Genomic DNA, 16,159 nt, shown 5'->3' on the forward strand with positions numbered 1-16,159 from the left:
CGCCGCTCCCGGGCTTTTTTCCAATAAACCCTTCGAGGACCCTACGCCGTGTACAACATTTCCCGAATCCTTGGTGGCGCCGCCATCGCCCTGGCCGCCTTCGCGGGCGCGCTTTCCTCCGCCCACGCCGCACCCCGCACCGACTTCAAGGTCTGCACCTCCATCTACGCCGGCTGGATGCCCTGGGGCGAAGCCCAGGCCCAGGGCATCCTGGCCAAGTGGGGCAAGAAGTACGGCATCACCATCAACGCCGTGCAGTTGAACGACTACGTCGAATCGATCAACCAGTACACCGCCGGCAAGTTCGACGGCTGCACCATGACCAACATGGATGCGCTGACCATTCCCGCTGCCGGTGGCGTGGATTCCACGGCCCTGATCGTGGGCGACTATTCCAATGGCAACGATGGCATCGTCCTGAAGGGGAAGAACAAGAAGCTGGCCGACATCAAGGGCCAGTCGGTGCAGCTGGTGGAATTCTCGGTCTCGCACTACCTGCTGGCGCGCGCGCTGGAAACAGCCGGCCTGCGCGAGCGTGACGTCAAGGTGGTCAACACCAGCGACGCCGACATCACCGCCGCCTTCGCCACGCCTGCCGTCACCAGCACGGTGACCTGGAACCCGATGCTGTCCTCGATTGCGGCCTCGCCCGATGTCTCGCTGGTCTATACCTCCAAGCAGCTGCCCGGCGAGATCATGGACCTGATGGTGGTCAACACCAAGACCCTGCAGGAGAACCCCGCCTTCGGCAAGGCATTGACCGGCGCGTGGTACGAGATGATGGCCATCATGAGCGCCAAGGATGAACGCGCCACCCGTGCGCTCACCGCCATGGGCAAGGCTTCCGGCACGGACCTCGCCGGCTTCCAGGCGCAGCTGGCGGCCACGGCCATGTTCTACCAGCCCAAGGCGGCGCTGGAGTTCGCGACCAAGAAGGAACTGCCCGGCATCATGGGGCGCATCGCCAAGTTCAGCTTTGACCACGGCATCCTCGGCCCCAACGTCAAGAGCGCCGACGGCATCGGCATCGCCTTCGACGGCAACGTGGTGATCGGCGACAAGAAGAACGTCAAGCTGCGCTTTGATCCGGCCTACATGAAGATGGCGGCCGATGGAAAACTCTAAATCGTTTGCGCGCATGCGCCCGTAGTTCCCCCAGTACCAGCATCACAAGAATGCCTTGCGCGGGTCCGGCAACGGACCCGCCGGGCCCTGCTCGTGCCTCGCTTTCACACTGATCCAAGCTGATCCAGTCCAACCCAACGGAGAGAACCTTGACTACCTACACCGCTTCCCTGTCGCGCCTCGGCGCCTTCAGCGCCACCCTTGCCGCCCTGCTGGCCTGCGCCCCAGCGCTGGCCGAGGACGCCCCCGCCGCCGCGCCCGCCGGTCCCTGGACCATCACCAAGCACATCGACCTGGCCTCGCGCTACGTGCTGCGCGGCGTCACCACCACCTATGGCAATGGGCAGCCGCTGGGCAACAGCGGCGCCGACGCGCCCGAATCGGACCAGCCCGCGCTGCAATGGGGCATCGACTTCGTCCACAGCAGCGGCTGGAGCTTTGGCTACTGGGCCTCGACCATCAACTATTCGTACAAGCAGCTGGGCAATTCCTACAGTGACCGCAGCATCACCGAATTCCAGAAACCGCGTTCGGTGGAAAACGATCTCTACTTCGCCTACGCCGGCAACATCAGCGGCGACCTCGGCTATACCCTGGGCATGACCGGCTACTACTATCTCAACGGCAGCCATGCCAATGCGCTGGAGACCAAGGCGGGCCTGACCTGGGGCGCGCTGTCCTTGAACGCCCAGACCCTGCTCAACGACGTGGTCTGGGGCAACAAGGGCGACACCTACTGGACCCTGGCCTACACCAAGCCGCTGCCCTATGACATCACCTTCACCGGCACCCTGGGCGCCTATACCTACAAGCGCGAAGGCAAGTACCTCGGCACCCGCGATACCGCCACGGGAACAGCCTGCGGCGCGGGACAGGCGTTCGCGGTCAATGGCTGCTTTGCCGGCAACGGTCCCAGCAGCGGCGGCCTGCGCCACCTGACGCTGGGCCTGTCGGCGCCCTTCCCCAACTCGCCCATCACCTGGTCGCTGCAGGCCATCCTGGGCGGCTACAACCGCTTTGACGTCAAGCAGGGCAATCAGCTGGTGGGGATGTTGAGCTGGGGCTTCTGAGGCCGCTCGCACTGCCGCATCGCAGGGCTTGATCCCTCCCGGGTATCAAGCCCTGTCGTCGGCGCGTCAGACATTTCCGACAGCAAAAGCGCAGGATCACTGATCCCCCCTCCGCTTCAGCACGCGCATGATGGCGCAGCCGTGAGTCAGGCAAGGCCTTGCTCACGCTCCGGATTTCCTCCAAGGAAACGCGCCATGAAAAAAATAAGCATCTCCCCCGATCGCCGCCGTTTCCTGCGCGGCGCGCTCACCGCCGCACCAGTTGCCGCGCTGGCCGTGACCGCCGGCAGCCTCACGGCCAAGGCCGAGGGACCATCCCCCGACCAGCCTTACCAGCCAAGCTTCTTCAACCGCGACGAATTCGCCCTGCTCAGCGCCCTGGCCGACACCCTCATCCCGGCGGACGACACCGGTCCCGGCGCGCTGCAGGCAGGGGTGCCGGAATTCATCGACGCCCAGATGAACACACCCTATGGGCAGGGCCAGCTGTGGTACATGCAAGGCCCCTTCACGCCCGACGCGCCCCCTGAATTCGGCTACCAGCTGCCCTATCCGCCACGCGAGCTGTACAAGAAGGGCCTGGCCGAATTCGATGCGGCCATCCGCCAGCAGTACGGACATGGCTATGTGGAACTCAATACCCAGCAGCGCGAAAAGATGATGGCCGAGTTCGAAAAGGGCGAGCAGGGCAGCCTGAAGATGGCCACCATCCCGCCCTCGGCGCTGTTCAACCTGCTGCTGCAGAACGTCCACGAAGGCTATTTCTGCGATCCCACCGACGGCGGCAACAGGGGCATGGGATCGTGGAAGATGATCGGCTTCCCTGGCGCACGGGCCGACTACTACGACTGGGTCGACCAATACGGCAAATCCTATCCGCTGCCGCCGATCTCGCGCGGCTGACCTGGGTCGCCGCCCTCCCCTGCACTGCCCAACCGAGAAAGACCAAGCCCATGGCCAACAAGAACATGAAGCCCGTCGATGTCGTCATCGTCGGCTTCGGCTGGACCGGCGCCATCATGGCCAAGGAAATGACCGAGGCCGGCCAGCGCGTGGTGGCGCTGGAACGCGGCGTCTATCGCGATACCTATCCGGACGGCGCCTATCCCAAGACCATCAATGAGCTGGAATACCAGCAGCGCTTCAAGCTGTTCCAGAACCTCAACAAATCCTCCTTCACCTTCCGCCGCAAGACCGGCGACAGCGCCATCCCCTATCGCCAGATCGCCATGTTCAAACCCGGCGAAGGGGTGGGTGGCGCGGGGCTGCACTGGTCGGGCTGCCATTGGCGCATCCTGCCCGAGGAACTGCGCATGCGCAGTCATTACGAAGAACGCTACGGCAAGAATTTCATCCCCAAGGACATGACCCTGCAGGACTGGGGTGTGAGCTACGAAGAACTGGAACCCTACTTCGATTTCGCCGAAAAGATGATGGGCACCTCCGGTACCGCCTATCGGGTCGGCGGCAAGGTGGTCGATGAAAGCGGCAATCCCTTCGAGGCCGACCGCTCCGATAACTTCCCGCTGCCGGCGCAGAAGGAGCAATACCAGGCGGCGCTGTTCCGCAAGGCGGCGCAACAGGCGGGCTTGCATCCATTCACCCTGCCCTCGGCCAATGCCGCCGCGCCCTATGTGAACCAGTACGGTTGCCAGATGGGGCCCTGCACCTTCTGCGGCTTCTGCTCCGGCTATGCCTGCTACAACTATTCCAAGGCTTCGCCGAACGTGAACATCATGCCGGCGCTGCGGCAGAGCAATCTGTTCGAGCTGCGCAGCAGCTGCAATGTGCTGCGCATCGAACTGGACAGCAGCCGCAAGAAGGCCACCGGCGTGACCTATGTGGACATCAACGGCGACACCGTCTTCCAGCCGGCCAGCATTGTCATCGCCAGCACCTTTGCCTACAACAATGCGCGGCTGTTCCTGCTCTCCGGCATCGGCAAGCCCTATGACCCGGTCAGCAATACCGGCGCGGTGGGGCGCAATATCGCCTTCCAGATGATGTCCACCATCAATGCCTTCTTCGAGCCGGGCAAGAACATCAATGGCTTCATCGGCGCAGGCGGCAATGGCGTGGCCGTCGATGATTTCAATGGCGACCATATGGACCATGGCCCGCTGGGCTTCGTGGGCGGCTCGCCGATCTGGTGCAATCCGTCCGGGTCCAAGCCGATCTCCGGCATTGCGGTGCCCAGCGGCACGCCCAGGTGGGGGCGCGCCTGGAAGCAGGCCGTCAAGGACAGCTATCTCAACACCATGTCCTTCGATGTGCATGGGGCCAACATGGTCTATCGCGATGTCTATGTCGATCTCGATCCCAACTACAAGGACGCCTTCGGCCAGCCGCTACTGCGTTTCACCTTCGACTGGAAGGACAACGATATCCGCATGAGCCGCTATGTCACCGACCAGGCGGTGAAGATCGCGCATGAACTGAAGGCCAGGGAAATCAAGGTCACCGTCAAGGACTTCGGCGCTGCGCCCGACCTGCGCAGCTACCAGACCACGCACTGGGCCGGCGGCGTGGCCATGGGCACGGACCCGTCCACCAGCGTGGTCAACCGTTACCTGCAGAGCTGGGATGTACACAATGTCTTTGCGGTCGGCTCGGGCGTATTCGCCCAAGGCATCGGCTACAACCCGACCGGCGCGGCGGTGGCCCTGACCTACTGGTCGGCGCGCGCCATCCGTGAGCAGTACCTCAACGACCCGCGACCGCTGGTGCAGGCCTGAACCGGGGACGATGATGAAACCACTGATCCTCATCCCGTCGCTGTTGCTGACTGCCGCGCTGGCCGGCGCCGCCGCTTTCCCGCTGGCCTTGGCCGAGCCTTCGCTGAGCGTGCCGATCCCGCCGCAACCGCCGGTGGGCGCGCGCCTGCTCAACCGCGAGATCAAGCCCCTGCGCCCGCACGCCACCCCGGCAGCCGACACCGCGCTAGCGCAGCGCATCGCCGCCCAGGGCAGCGCCAGCGCAGAAGACCAGCAGATCCTGCGCGGCGCCTACCTGGCGCGCGCCGGGGATTGCGTGGCCTGCCATACCAGCAAGGGCGGCGCGCCCTTCGCGGGCGGGCTGGCGCTGGCCTCGCCCATCGGCGCCATCTATTCCACCAACATCACGCCTGACAAGCAGCACGGCATCGGCGACTGGAGCTACGAGGACTTCGCCCGCCTCATGCGCACCGGCGTCACCAAGGCCGGCTACACGGTCTATCCGGCCATGCCCTATCCGTCCTACTCGCGCCTGACCGACGAGGACATGCAGGCGCTCTATGCCTACTTCAGCAAGGCGGTGCCGCCCTCGGCGCAGGAAAACCGCGCCAATGACATCCCCTGGCCGCTGTCGATGCGCTGGCCGCTGGCGCTCTGGCGCAAGGTCTTTGCGCCCACCCCGGCCCCCTACACGCCGGCCGCCGGCAGTGACCAGGAACTGGCGCGCGGCGCCTATCTGGTCGAAGGGCTGGGACACTGCGGCAGCTGCCATTCACCGCGCGCGGTGACGATGCAGGAAAAGGCGCTCAAGGAAGACGGCGGCAGGCTGTTCCTCTCCGGCGGGCAGGTGGTCGATGGCTGGAGCGTGCCCTCGCTGCGCAATGAGCATGGCGGCGGCATCGCCGGCTGGAGCCAGGCCGACCTGGTGGAATTCCTGCGCACGGGTCGCAACCAGTACACCGCTTCCTTTGGCGCCATGAACGACGTCATCGAGGATTCCATGCAATACATGAGCGATGCCGATCTCAACGCCATGGCGCGCTATCTGCTGAGCCTGCCGCCGCGCCAGCAGGCCGCGCCCTACCGCTACGATTCCGCCACCGCCCAGGCCGCCTACGATGGCCGCCCCGATGGGCCGGGTGCGCGCATCTATCTCGATCGCTGCGCGGCCTGCCATCGCAGCAATGGCACTGGCTACGGCAAGGCCTTCCCGGCGCTGGCCGGCAATCCGGTGCTGCAGACCAGCGACGCCACCTCGGCCATCCGCATCATCCTGCAGGGCGGACGCCAGCCCTCCACCGCCTCGGCCACCGCCGGCCTGGTGATGGCGCCCTATGCGCAACTGCTCGATGACCAGCAGGTGGCGGAGGTGACTTCCTATATCCAGACCGCCTGGGGCAACCGCGGCGGGACCACCACGGCGGCGGAGGTGGCAAAGGTCCGCAAGACCGCCGTGCCCGTTGCAGAGCGGGCGCCATGAACGGAAAACGCCATTTCATCTTATTGCCGCCAGCTCAACAATAGCAGCCGATTATTGCAAGAGGGCAATATCGCGTCACTCGCATCATGCACGCGGGCTGTTGCGCACGACATTTGTTCCAATATATAGTGAGAACCATTCGCATTAAGCAGACCGCCCCTGTGCGGCGTCCGAATGGAAATCCTCATGTCCCCCGCAGAGGCGCATCAAGAGATTGGTGGGCTCTATCGCGAGCATCACGGCTGGCTGGTGGCCTGGCTGAGCCGCCGGCTGGCCTGCCGCCACCTGGGCGCCGACCTGGCGCAGGACACCTTCGTACGCCTGCTGGGCCATCGCCCGCCGCCTGACCTGCGCGAGCCGCGCGCCTACCTGACCACCATCGCCAAGGGCCTGGTGGCCAGCCATCTGCGCCGACGCCAGCTGGAGACGGCCTATCTGGAAGCGCTGGCGGCGCTGCCCGAACCCAGCCAGCCCTCAGCCGAAGAACGCCTGCTGGTGCTGGACACCCTGTGCGAGATCGACCGCATCCTCGACCAGCTGCCGGCCCGTGCCCGCCAGGTCTTCCTGCTGGCGCAGCTCGATGGCCTGCCCTATGCCAGCATTGCCGGATTGCTCGGCATCTCGCTGAGCACCGTCAAGCGTCACATGGTGCTGGCCCTGCGCCATTGCCTGGCGGCGCTGTGAGAAGCCCGGCCCGAGCGGTCGATGGCATCGATGAGGCCATCCTGACCGAAGCCGCCACCTGGCTCATGGAAATGCACGAGGGACCGCTCGATGCGGCCCGCCGCAGCAAGCTGGCCCAGTGGCGGCAGCGCAGTCCCGAACATGAGCGGGCCTGGTCCAGGGCCGCGCTGTTGCAGGAGACCTTTGCGGCGCTCCCGCCTGGCGGCGCGACCGCGCTCAAGCAGGTCGGCCCCGCGGGCCGGCGCAAAGCCATCAAGCTGCTGGCCTATGCCCTCACGCTGGGGCCGGCGGGCTGGCTGGCCTATCACGCCCTTTCCGGACCGGAGCAGGGCGCGCGCATAGCGACGGCCATCGGCGAGCGGCGCGAGGTGCAGCTCGATGATGGCAGCCGCCTCTGGCTCAATACCGATACCCGCATCACGCTCGACTTCACCCCTGCGCAACGGCTGCTGAGGCTGCAACGCGGCGAGATCATGGTGCTCACCGCGCCTGACCGGCAGCAACCTCCGCGCCCCTTCCTGGTGGCCACGCGCCAAGGCAGCCTGCGGCCCCTGGGCACGCGCTTCACCGTGCGCGAACGCGACCAGGCGGTCGAGGTCGCCGTACTGCAAGGCGCCGTGGAAATCACCCCGGCCAGCAGCGCGCAGCAGACCGTCCTGCCCAGCGGCATGCAGACCCGCTTCACCCGCAGCGGCAGCGCTGCCCCGCGCCCCTGCGACGATACCCAGGCGGCCTGGAGCCGGGGCTTGCTCATTGCCGAGCGCATGCCCCTGGCGCAATTCATCGGTGAGCTGGGACGTTATCGCAGCGGCCTGCTGCAAGCCGATCCGGCCATCGCCGGGCTTGAGGTCTCTGGCGTATTTCCGCTGGCCGACACCGACCGCGTGCTGCGCCTGCTGGCGCAAACGCTACCGGTACGGGTGCAACAGCTGACCCGCTACTGGGTGCGCGTGCTGCCCGCCACGCCGGCCGGATAACAAAGATAAAAAAATTTTGCAACAGCGTGAGCCATTTCCGGATCTCGTGCGGCAGATCAGGTGAAGACCTGACTTCTGACCCCAGCTCCGTTACCGAAAGACGCTCATGCATCCTCATCACAAGCCTCCCCGCATCCTCCTGAAGCGCCCGGCGCTTTCCATCGCGCTGTCCTGTGCACTGGCCACGCTGGCCAGCCCGCAAGCGGTGCTGGCGCAAGCGCCCGCCAGCGCCAACGCCGTGCAGGCCTACACCATCGCCGCCGGCCCGCTCGCGCGCGCCCTCTCCAGCTTTGCCGCCCAGGCGGGTGTGGCGCTGTCCTTCGACGCCAGCCTGCTGGCGGGCAAGACCAGTCCCGGCCTGTCGGGCAACTACGGTGTCGAGGAAGGCTTTGCCCGTCTGCTGGCCGGCAGCGGACTGCAGGCGCAGCGACTGGCCGATGGCGCTTACACGGTCCGGCCTGCGGCTGCCGCAACAGGCGCGACGGCAGCCACTGCGCACGCCGCCCGCAGCGAGGCCGCCGCCCCCGCCCTGCAAGCCATCGAAGTGAACGCACAACGCACCAGCAGCCCGCTGGTGCGGCCGACCCGCCAGAGCAACACCGTGGAGCGCCAGGAACTGGAAGCGCTGCGCCAGGGTTCGGACAGCCTGGCCACGGTGCTCAGCAAGATCGTGCCCGGCATGGCCGATTCCAGCCACACCATCACCGACTACGGCCAGACCCTGCGCGGGCGCAACATGCTGGTGCTGGTCGATGGCATTCCCCTGAACACCAATCGTGACTCGGCCCGCAACATGGCCACGCTCAACATGAGCAGCATCGACAAGGTCGAGGTCCTGCGCGGCAGCAGCGCCATCTATGGCGCGGGCGCAGCCGGCGGCATCATCGCCGTGACCACCCGTCCCGCCGGTGGCGAACCCTATGTCGAAACCAGCTTCTCGATGCGCTCTTCGCTCTCGCACCTGGGCAGCGATGGGCTCGGCGGCGAGGTGACGCATTTCATGTCCGGCTCGTCGGGCGCGGTGGACTATGCCGTGAACCTGGGCCTGCAGCACCTGGGCGGTTCCTTCGATGGCAAGGGCAACCGGCTGGCGCCGGAGCCCAGCCAGGGCGACCTGTTCGACAGCAACAACTACACCGTGGGCGGCAAGCTGGGGCTGCGCATCGACCGCGACCAGCGCCTGCAATTCTCGGCCAGCCGTTATGTGGCCGAGCAGGACAGCCGCTATGGTTCCGACCCTTCAGTGGCGCGCCTGCCCGCCGGCAGCACCGTGGCGCGGCCACTGGAAGGACTGCAGCTGGCCGACCAGAACCAGATCCGCAACACCCTGCTGGGCCTGGACTACCAGAACAAGGACGTGCTCGGCAGCAGCCTCTCGACCCAGCTCTACTACCGCGACTACTTCACCCGCTTCACGCCCTTCGATGCGCGAGCGGTGGCCACGCGCGGCAACAACGTGGACCAGGTGATGCAGAACTCGAAAGTGCTGGGCGCGCGCGCCACCGTCGATACGCCGCTGTCGGAACGCAGCAGCCTGCTGTGGGGGATGGATTTCAACCAGGAACGCAGCGACATGCCCGACGACATCTTCAGCCCCAACGCCTATGACGCCAGCGGCGGCCTGGTCTTCCAGCGCACCGGCACGCTCATGTACATGCCGCCGCTGACCACCCGCACAGTGGGCGTGTTCGGTCAGTTGCGCCACAAGTTCAACCAGCAATGGGCGGTGGAGGGTGGACTGCGCTATGAACGCGCCCGCGCCAGCTATGATGATTTCGTGCCGCTGTCGCAAAGCCGCGCGGCCAATCCGCGGGCGGTGCGCGGTGGCGCGGTTTCCTATGACGCCTGGCTGGGCAATCTGGGCGCGGTATTCAAGCCGGTCAACGGCCATGAGTTCTATGCGTCCTTCAGCCAGGGCTTCCAGTTGCCGGATATCGGCGTGCAGATCCGCAATGCCACGCCGGCCTTCGACATCAACTCGTCCGCGCTGGAACCGGTCAAGACCAACAACTATGAACTGGGCTGGCGCGGCGCTTTCGGCGATGTGGTGGGCACGGCAGCGCTGTTCTACACCACCTCCAGGCTGGGGGATGTGCAGAGCTTCAACAATGGCCTGATCCTGACCCGCACCGAAGAAAAGATCCGCGGCATCGAGGCCAGCGCCGACTACCTGCCGGACGACTCGGCCTGGGGTGGCGGCGGCACCTTCACCATGATGTGGGGCCGCGAGACCCCGCAAGGCAGCAACCGCGACCAGATCATGACCGGCTATCGCATCCCGCCGATGAAGCTTACGGCCTACCTGCAATACAAGCCCGGCAGCCACTGGAGCAACCGCCTGCAGGCCAGCTACTATGCGGCGCGCGACTACCGTCTCAACGGCCAGACCAGCTTTGGCCGACGCGAGGTCGGCAGCTATACCACGCTGGACCTGGTGAGCCGCTACCAGCTCACGCCCAAGGACACCGTCACGCTGGGCATCGAGAACCTGCTCAACCGCTACTACCTGCCGGCCTACAGCCAGCTCATGCGCAACAGCAACAACACCAGCCGCCTGCCGGCGACGGGGGCGGTGCTCAACCTGAGCTACAGCCACCGGTGGTAAGCACTCCAGGTCAAGGCGACGGGTCTTGCGCCTGGATGGCTTGGGCGGCCTGTTCGATGAAATCGGCCACCACCTGCGGATGCGACACCAGCGACATGTGGCTGGAGATGAGCTGCCGCGTCCGCGCCCCAAGGAGGGTGGCCAGCTTGCGCTGCACCGCCGTGGGCAAGGCCTGGTCCCCCTCGGTGATCAGATACCAGCTCGGCTTGTCGCGCCAGGCGGCATGGACAAGCGGCTCGCCAAAGGCCGCGGCGGCGATAGGCTGCTGCACGGCGGCGAGGTGGCGCACCTGCTCAGGCGAGACGTCGCCGGCCATCACCTGGGCATAGGCCGCAGCATCATCCAGCCAGATCAGGCCATCGGCGTCGGGCTGCATTCCCGACATCGGCGCATGCAGCCGCTGCAACATCTGCGCCACGCTCTGGCCGCTGTCCGGCGCCAGCGCCGACAGGTACACCAGCCCGCGTACCTTGGACGCATTGCCCGCTGCCGTGATCACCGCGCCACCCCAGGAATGCCCGACCAGCAACACCTCATGCGGCTGCCGGTCGATCACCCGGCGCGTGGCGCTGACGTCATCCGCCAGACTGGAGAGCGGATTCTGCACGGCGGTGACGCGATAGCCCTTCTGCTGCAACAGGGCGATCACCTGTGACCAACTGGAACCATCGGCAAAGGCGCCGTGGACCAGGACGATATCGATGGCATTGTGCTTGTCGTTCATCATGTTTTGCGCTGCGCAGGACAGAGGGATCAGGAACAACATCGCTGCCGTCCCCGCCAGCAGTGCCAGCAGTTGCGCGCCGATGCGGCGCCAGTGAAAAGCGCTGATCATGGCTTGCGCCATGACTGCTAGAACCCATTTCATAAATAGGCGTGAGATGCGTTCTAGATGAAACGCGCCGACGGCGCCCACTGCGCCGGGAAAGCCGCTGCGGCCAGCGCCGGTTCGCAGGCGTGCGCCGTATAGCGGGCCACGCCCTGGGCAATGAAGCAATCCTGCGCCATCATCACCGCCAGTTCGGCCTCATCGGCACAGGCCGCCAGCACCAGGCCACCGCCGCCTGCGGCCAGGGGACCGGCAAGGAGTATGCGTCCCTGCCTGAGGTTGTCGGCCAGCCAGGCCTTGTGGGTATCGAGGTGCTGGTTCACTTCCTCGATGGGACGGAGATAGGTCAATACGACAGAGAAGATCATCGCGGCGCTCCTTCAGTTGGCAAACAGGCCCGCCACCACGGACGGGACTTCATCGAGTGCAGCGCGCATGGACTGGCTGCGCAGCTCCGCTCCCTTGATCAGCCGCTCGGCGCGCACGAAGCGCACGCGTTCGATGCCGAGGAAGCCGAAGAAGGCCTTCAGGTACGCCTCCTGGTGGTCCATCACGGCGGCCGGACCGCTGGAATACATGCCGCCGCGCGTGGAGGCGATGATCACGGCCTTCTCGCCCGACAATCCCAGCGGGCCGTTCTCGGTATAGCGGAACGTGCGTCCCGGCTGGGCCACGCGATCCAGCCAGGCCTTGAGCTGGCTGGGGATGGAAAAGTTGTACATCGGCACGCCCAGCACGATGACATCGCTATTCAGGAACTGGCTGACCAGCGTTTCGGAGAGCGCCTGTTCGGCGCGTACTTCTGGACTGGCGTGGTTTGCGCCGGGCTGGCGGAAACCGGCGGCGATAGGGCCATCCAGATGGGCAATAGGAGCGGCGGCCAGGTCGCGCACGCTGACCTGGGCGGTGGGATGCAGGATGCGCAGCTCTTCGACCACGGCCGCACTGAGCACGCGGGAGGCCGAGGCCTCGGCCAGGATGCTGGAATCGAGATGGAGAATCTTCATGGCAAGGTCCTTTCGGGAATCGGTAAGGGGACGACAGGCGCCACGATACCGAGCAGGAAAGGCTTGCACTAGCCACCGCCAGCGCACCAGATTGTTCCATCCATAGGACAATGAGCCATCTATAATCGGGGCTTTATTCCTGGCGGAGGCCTCATGGAAGACCTCAATGATCTGGCCCTGTTTGCCGCAGTGGTGGTGCATGGCAGCTTTTCGGCGGCGGCGCGCGCGCTGAACACGCCCAAGTCGCGTGTGAGCCGGCGCGTGGCCGAGCTGGAACAGCGGCTGGGGGTGCGGCTGCTGCAACGCTCCACCCGCGTGGTGCGCGTGACCGAGGTGGGGTCGGCCTTCTTCACCCATTGCGAAGCCATGACCAATGCCGCGCGCGCCGCCGTGGAGGTGACCGAGCATGCCGGCGCCCGCCCTGCCGGACGACTGCGGGTCAGCTCTCCCATGGGAGTGGCGCATGTGTTCCTGGCGCCGCTGCTGGCGCGCTTCCTGTGCGCCCACCCGGATGTGAGGCTGGAGCTGGAACTGAGCAACCGGCGCGTCGATGTGATTGGCGAAGGCTTCGACGTGGCCATGCGGGTCAGGAGCACGCTGGAAGATTCCAGCCTGGTGGTGCGCACCTTCGGCACCAGCCAGCAGGTGCTGGCAGCCAGCCCGGCCTATGTACGTGCGCACGGTCCCTTCGATACGGTGCAATCCCTGCAGGGCCAGCGCGGCCTGGGCCCCGGCGGCCTGCCCGGCCAGGCGCAGCGCTGGCGTCTGCAGGGACCGGACGGTGAGGTGGCCGAGATCGACTACGCACCGGCCATGGTCACCGATGACATGCAGCTGGTGATGCAGACCGCCATCGGCGGCGTCGGACTGGCGCTGCTGCCCTTCAATGTGGCGCACGGCGCCATCGCGCGCGGCGAGCTGGTGGTGGTGCTGCCGCAGTATCGCGGCGCCCCGCATCAATTGCATGCGGTCTTTCCCTCGCGGCGCGGGCTGGTGCCGGCGGTCCGCGCCTTCATCGAGTTCCTTGCGGTGGAACTGTCGCAAACGATGCAGCAGGAGAATGACGCCTTGCTGGCCCTGCTGGCCAAGAAGAAGAAACCCCGCCGGTGACTGATGGGGCGCTGCACAACGCTGTCAATACGTCAGCTTGGCCGACAGGTACGCCGCCCGCCCATCACCCGGTGCGTGGCGGGTCTGGTCATTGATCCACACATACTCGTAGTAGCGGTTGGCCAGGTTCTTGACCTGCAACTCCAGCGCCAGCGTGGGCGAGACCTGATAGCTGGCGCTTGCATCGACCAGGGTATAGCCGCCGAACTTGCCGCCGGTGTTGGCGGTCGTCAGGTAATAGCTGCCCTGCCCGTTCAACGAGGTCGATAGCTTCAGATAGTCGGTGGCCTGGTAATCGACGCCGCCGGAGAAGAGGTAACGCGGAACGTGGTCGATTTCCTTGCCGATGGTGGCCGGGGCGGTGGGATCGGGCGTGATGATTTCCGAACGCTGGCGTGAGTAGGCCAGCCACATCGTGGTGCGCTTGCCGGCGCGCAGGTTCAGCTGCAGGTCCACGCCGCTGCGCTTGGTGCGGCCGACGTTTTCGGAATCGCCCGTGGGATCGTTGAGGCGGCGCTTGACCTCGTCCGAGGCGCGCTGCTCCCACCATGCGAGGCGGCCATCGAGCCACTCGACCGGAGTGAATTTCACGCCGCTCTCCCAGCCATCGTTGATAGAGGGACGCAGATCGTTGTTGTTGGACTTGTAGGCCGCCGCGCCCGCGCCGACCTGGAAGGTGCGGCCCCAGTTGGCATACAGGCTGGCCTGCTTGATGGGGGCGTAGACGACGCTGAGCTTGGGTTGCCTGATCACGCCATAGTCCTGGATGCCATAGCGCACACCACGTGAGGGATCGCTAAAGCTGCCGCCGACCTTGTCGACCCGATAGCCGGGGATGATCTTGAAGGATTCCACCGGCTTGATCACCGCCTGCAGATATGCGCCGAAGGTATCGAAGGTGAAGTGATGATCGCGGGTCTGCGTCACCCGGACCTTGTTGACGGTGTTGAAGCGCGGGCTCTGGTCTTCCTGGCGCTCGACGTTGAATCCGCCCTCCAGAGCCAGATCATTCATCCCTTCCAGCGCCTTCCACTGTGGCCGATAGGTGGCCGTGGTCATGAGCCCGTAATGGGTTTCATCGATCAGCCGTTCCTGCTGCGAGGTGGTGGAGGAATAACGCAGCCAGCGCTGGTCGCGCACGCGGTTCAGGTAGAGCTTGGCGCCGACGGCAAGCTGGTCATCGATATCGCCATCGAAGTGCAGGCTGACCTGATCGAGCTGGCGGTTGCCGCCGTCGGATTGTGCATAGGCGTAGGAGGTACGCGGATTGGCGCGCGCATCCTCTGCCGTCAGATAGCCCGGCTCCTGGGCGTAGGCGTTGGCATGGCGGATGCTCAGGCCCGTGCGGTAACGGCCATCATCGCTGGTATAGAACCACTTGCCGGAAAAAGCGATGTTCTCGGCCTGGGCATGCTCGCGGTAGCCATCCGATTTTTCGTAGCCGAGGAAATAGTTCTGCGACCAGTTGCCGTTTTCCACGCCCTTGGCGACCTGGACCTGGCGTGTATTGAAACTGCCGTAGGTCAACCGCGCCTCGTCGTAGTTGCCGCCCTGGCGGGTGAGGATGTTGACGTTGCCGGCGATGTTGTGCAGGCCATAGCGTGCATCGTTGGTGCCGCGCACGACCTCGATGCCCGCCATGTCCAGCGGGAACAGCGTGCCCAGGAAGGGCATGCCGCCGGCATTGTCATTGCTGGGAACGCCATCGATGAGCAGCTTGACCGCATTGACCTCGCCCTCGCCATTGAAGCCCCGGAAGGACAGCTTGCCGGACTCGTTGCCCTGGCGGAATTGGGTCAGCATCACGCCGGGCGACTGCGCGAAGAGCTCCCAGTTGTACAACACCTGCTGTTGCTGCAGGCGGTCCGCACCGATCAGGTCGACCGAGGTCAGCACATTGCGCAGTTGCAGCGGGCCGCTGCGGCGGCCGCTGACTTCTACTGTTCCCAGGGTGAGCGCAGCGTCCTCGCTACTGGCAGTGGACTGGGCCAGTGCATCAGGTACAGCGGAGAAGGCCAGCAGGCCGCCCAGGGCGGTGGCGCGCACCAAGGGGCGCACGCGATGAAGGTGATCAGGACGGCGGGCGCGCCGGCGTCGGGCTGCAACGGATGTCATTGGTCTTGTCGTCGGAATGAGGGCATGCGGCAACGCCCGGCAGCCAGCGCCGCCGTCCCCTGCGATGCTGCACGGAAATCAGGAGCGGCAAGAATAAACTGGCATGCGACATTAATGAATGTGGCAATTTGTCGCATGCAGTTGGCATGCCCCGCTGTTCTTCTGCCGCTGATTGCCATCTACCCGTTCGTCCTGAGTAGCGGCATGGCCGCGTATCGAAGGCGCGCCTGCGGGTCAACATCATGCGCGCCTTCGATACGGCCCAGGAGGGCCTGCTCAGTCCGAACGGTTGTAGAGGATTGGAGAAGTAGATTCTTGTCGTCGAGTTGGCATCCGCGCTGTTCTTCTGCCGCTAATTGCCACCTACCCGTTCGTCCTGAGTAGCGGCATAGCCGCGTATCGAAGGCGCGCCTGCGGGTCAACATCATGCGCGCCTTCGATAC

Annotated in this window: 13 protein-coding genes; 9 read left to right on the top strand and 4 right to left on the bottom strand. The window is 65.4% G+C overall.

The window, feature by feature from the left end; all coding sequences use genetic code 11:
• Nucleotides 1-48 precede the first annotated feature (48 nt).
• From ACP92_RS22320 to ACP92_RS22355, 8 genes are all read left to right on the top strand, one after another.
• Complete coding sequence (locus ACP92_RS22320; RefSeq protein ID WP_013236395.1) at nt 49-1,125, top strand: putative urea ABC transporter substrate-binding protein; 1,077 nt, start codon at nt 49-51, stop codon at nt 1,123-1,125.
• A 149-nt stretch (nt 1,126-1,274) separates the two neighbouring features.
• The gene (locus ACP92_RS22325; RefSeq protein WP_013236396.1) at nt 1,275-2,195 is read left to right on the top strand and encodes a TorF family putative porin; all 921 of its coding nucleotides are present in this window, start codon (nt 1,275-1,277) and stop codon (nt 2,193-2,195) included.
• Nucleotides 2,196-2,390: 195 nt separating this feature from the next.
• The gene (locus ACP92_RS22330; protein WP_013236397.1) at nt 2,391-3,098 is read left to right on the top strand and encodes a gluconate 2-dehydrogenase subunit 3 family protein; all 708 of its coding nucleotides are present in this window, start codon (nt 2,391-2,393) and stop codon (nt 3,096-3,098) included.
• Nucleotides 3,099-3,148: 50 nt separating this feature from the next.
• Nucleotides 3,149-4,930 carry a GMC family oxidoreductase gene (locus tag ACP92_RS22335; protein ID WP_013236398.1) on the top strand — a complete coding sequence of 594 codons (1,782 nt, stop codon included), beginning with the start codon at nt 3,149-3,151 and terminating at the stop codon, nt 4,928-4,930.
• A gap of 10 nt (nt 4,931-4,940) precedes the next feature.
• Nucleotides 4,941-6,389, top strand: a complete 1,449-nt coding sequence (locus ACP92_RS22340; RefSeq protein WP_013236399.1) for a cytochrome c — start codon at nt 4,941-4,943, stop codon at nt 6,387-6,389.
• 174 nt (nt 6,390-6,563) lie between these two features.
• Nucleotides 6,564-7,073 carry a sigma-70 family RNA polymerase sigma factor gene (locus ACP92_RS22345; protein WP_013236400.1) on the top strand — a complete coding sequence of 170 codons (510 nt, stop codon included), beginning with the start codon at nt 6,564-6,566 and terminating at the stop codon, nt 7,071-7,073.
• Nucleotides 7,070-8,050 (top strand): FecR domain-containing protein, encoded by a 981-nt coding sequence (locus ACP92_RS22350; protein ID WP_013236401.1) that lies wholly within the window; start codon nt 7,070-7,072, stop codon nt 8,048-8,050. The genes ACP92_RS22345 and ACP92_RS22350 overlap by 4 nt, the downstream gene beginning before the upstream one ends.
• A gap of 106 nt (nt 8,051-8,156) precedes the next feature.
• Entirely contained in the window at nt 8,157-10,655 is a 2,499-nt protein-coding gene (locus tag ACP92_RS22355; RefSeq protein WP_013236402.1) for a TonB-dependent receptor, read from the top strand.
• 10 nt (nt 10,656-10,665) lie between these two features.
• Here the strand turns inward: ACP92_RS22355 and ACP92_RS22360 are convergent, their stop codons facing one another.
• The 3 genes from ACP92_RS22360 to ACP92_RS22370 are packed head-to-tail and all read right to left on the bottom strand — an operon-like array spanning nt 10,666 to nt 12,491.
• Nucleotides 10,666-11,490 (bottom strand): alpha/beta fold hydrolase, encoded by an 825-nt coding sequence (locus ACP92_RS22360; protein WP_197516708.1) that lies wholly within the window; start codon nt 11,488-11,490, stop codon nt 10,666-10,668.
• Nucleotides 11,491-11,543: 53 nt separating this feature from the next.
• Nucleotides 11,544-11,852, bottom strand: a complete 309-nt coding sequence (locus tag ACP92_RS22365; protein WP_013236404.1) for a YciI family protein — start codon at nt 11,850-11,852, stop codon at nt 11,544-11,546.
• Nucleotides 11,853-11,864: 12 nt separating this feature from the next.
• Nucleotides 11,865-12,491 (bottom strand): FMN-dependent NADH-azoreductase, encoded by a 627-nt coding sequence (locus ACP92_RS22370; protein ID WP_013236405.1) that lies wholly within the window; start codon nt 12,489-12,491, stop codon nt 11,865-11,867.
• A gap of 153 nt (nt 12,492-12,644) precedes the next feature.
• Between ACP92_RS22370 and ACP92_RS22375 the strand changes: the two genes are divergently transcribed.
• Nucleotides 12,645-13,601, top strand: coding sequence for a LysR substrate-binding domain-containing protein (locus ACP92_RS22375; RefSeq protein WP_013236406.1), 957 nt, complete (start codon nt 12,645-12,647; stop codon nt 13,599-13,601).
• A 24-nt stretch (nt 13,602-13,625) separates the two neighbouring features.
• Here the strand turns inward: ACP92_RS22375 and ACP92_RS22380 are convergent, their stop codons facing one another.
• Nucleotides 13,626-15,716 (bottom strand): TonB-dependent receptor, encoded by a 2,091-nt coding sequence (locus tag ACP92_RS22380; protein ID WP_013236407.1) that lies wholly within the window; start codon nt 15,714-15,716, stop codon nt 13,626-13,628.
• Nucleotides 15,717-16,159: the final 443 nt, after the last annotated feature.

The sequence above is a fragment of the Herbaspirillum seropedicae genome (assembly GCF_001040945.1).
Classification (GTDB): domain Bacteria; phylum Pseudomonadota; class Gammaproteobacteria; order Burkholderiales; family Burkholderiaceae_D; genus Herbaspirillum; species Herbaspirillum seropedicae.

Bases quoted from the DNA above. Each gene is read 5' to 3' on its own strand.
- ACP92_RS22375 (WP_013236406.1), top strand. From the start codon at position 12,645: ATGGAAGACCTCAATGATCTGGCCCTGTTTGCCGCAGTGGTGGTGCAT.
- ACP92_RS22340 (WP_013236399.1), top strand. From the start codon at position 4,941: ATGATGAAACCACTGATCCTCATCCCGTCGCTGTTGCTGACTGCCGCG.
- ACP92_RS22335 (WP_013236398.1), top strand. From the start codon at position 3,149: ATGGCCAACAAGAACATGAAGCCCGTCGATGTCGTCATCGTCGGCTTC.
- ACP92_RS22370 (WP_013236405.1), bottom strand. From the start codon at position 12,491: ATGAAGATTCTCCATCTCGATTCCAGCATCCTGGCCGAGGCCTCGGCC.
- ACP92_RS22380 (WP_013236407.1), bottom strand. From the start codon at position 15,716: ATGACATCCGTTGCAGCCCGACGCCGGCGCGCCCGCCGTCCTGATCAC.
- ACP92_RS22355 (WP_013236402.1), top strand. From the start codon at position 8,157: ATGCATCCTCATCACAAGCCTCCCCGCATCCTCCTGAAGCGCCCGGCG.
- ACP92_RS22330 (WP_013236397.1), top strand. From the start codon at position 2,391: ATGAAAAAAATAAGCATCTCCCCCGATCGCCGCCGTTTCCTGCGCGGC.
- ACP92_RS22345 (WP_013236400.1), top strand. From the start codon at position 6,564: ATGGAAATCCTCATGTCCCCCGCAGAGGCGCATCAAGAGATTGGTGGG.
- ACP92_RS22360 (WP_197516708.1), bottom strand. From the start codon at position 11,490: ATGATCAGCGCTTTTCACTGGCGCCGCATCGGCGCGCAACTGCTGGCA.
- ACP92_RS22365 (WP_013236404.1), bottom strand. From the start codon at position 11,852: ATGATCTTCTCTGTCGTATTGACCTATCTCCGTCCCATCGAGGAAGTG.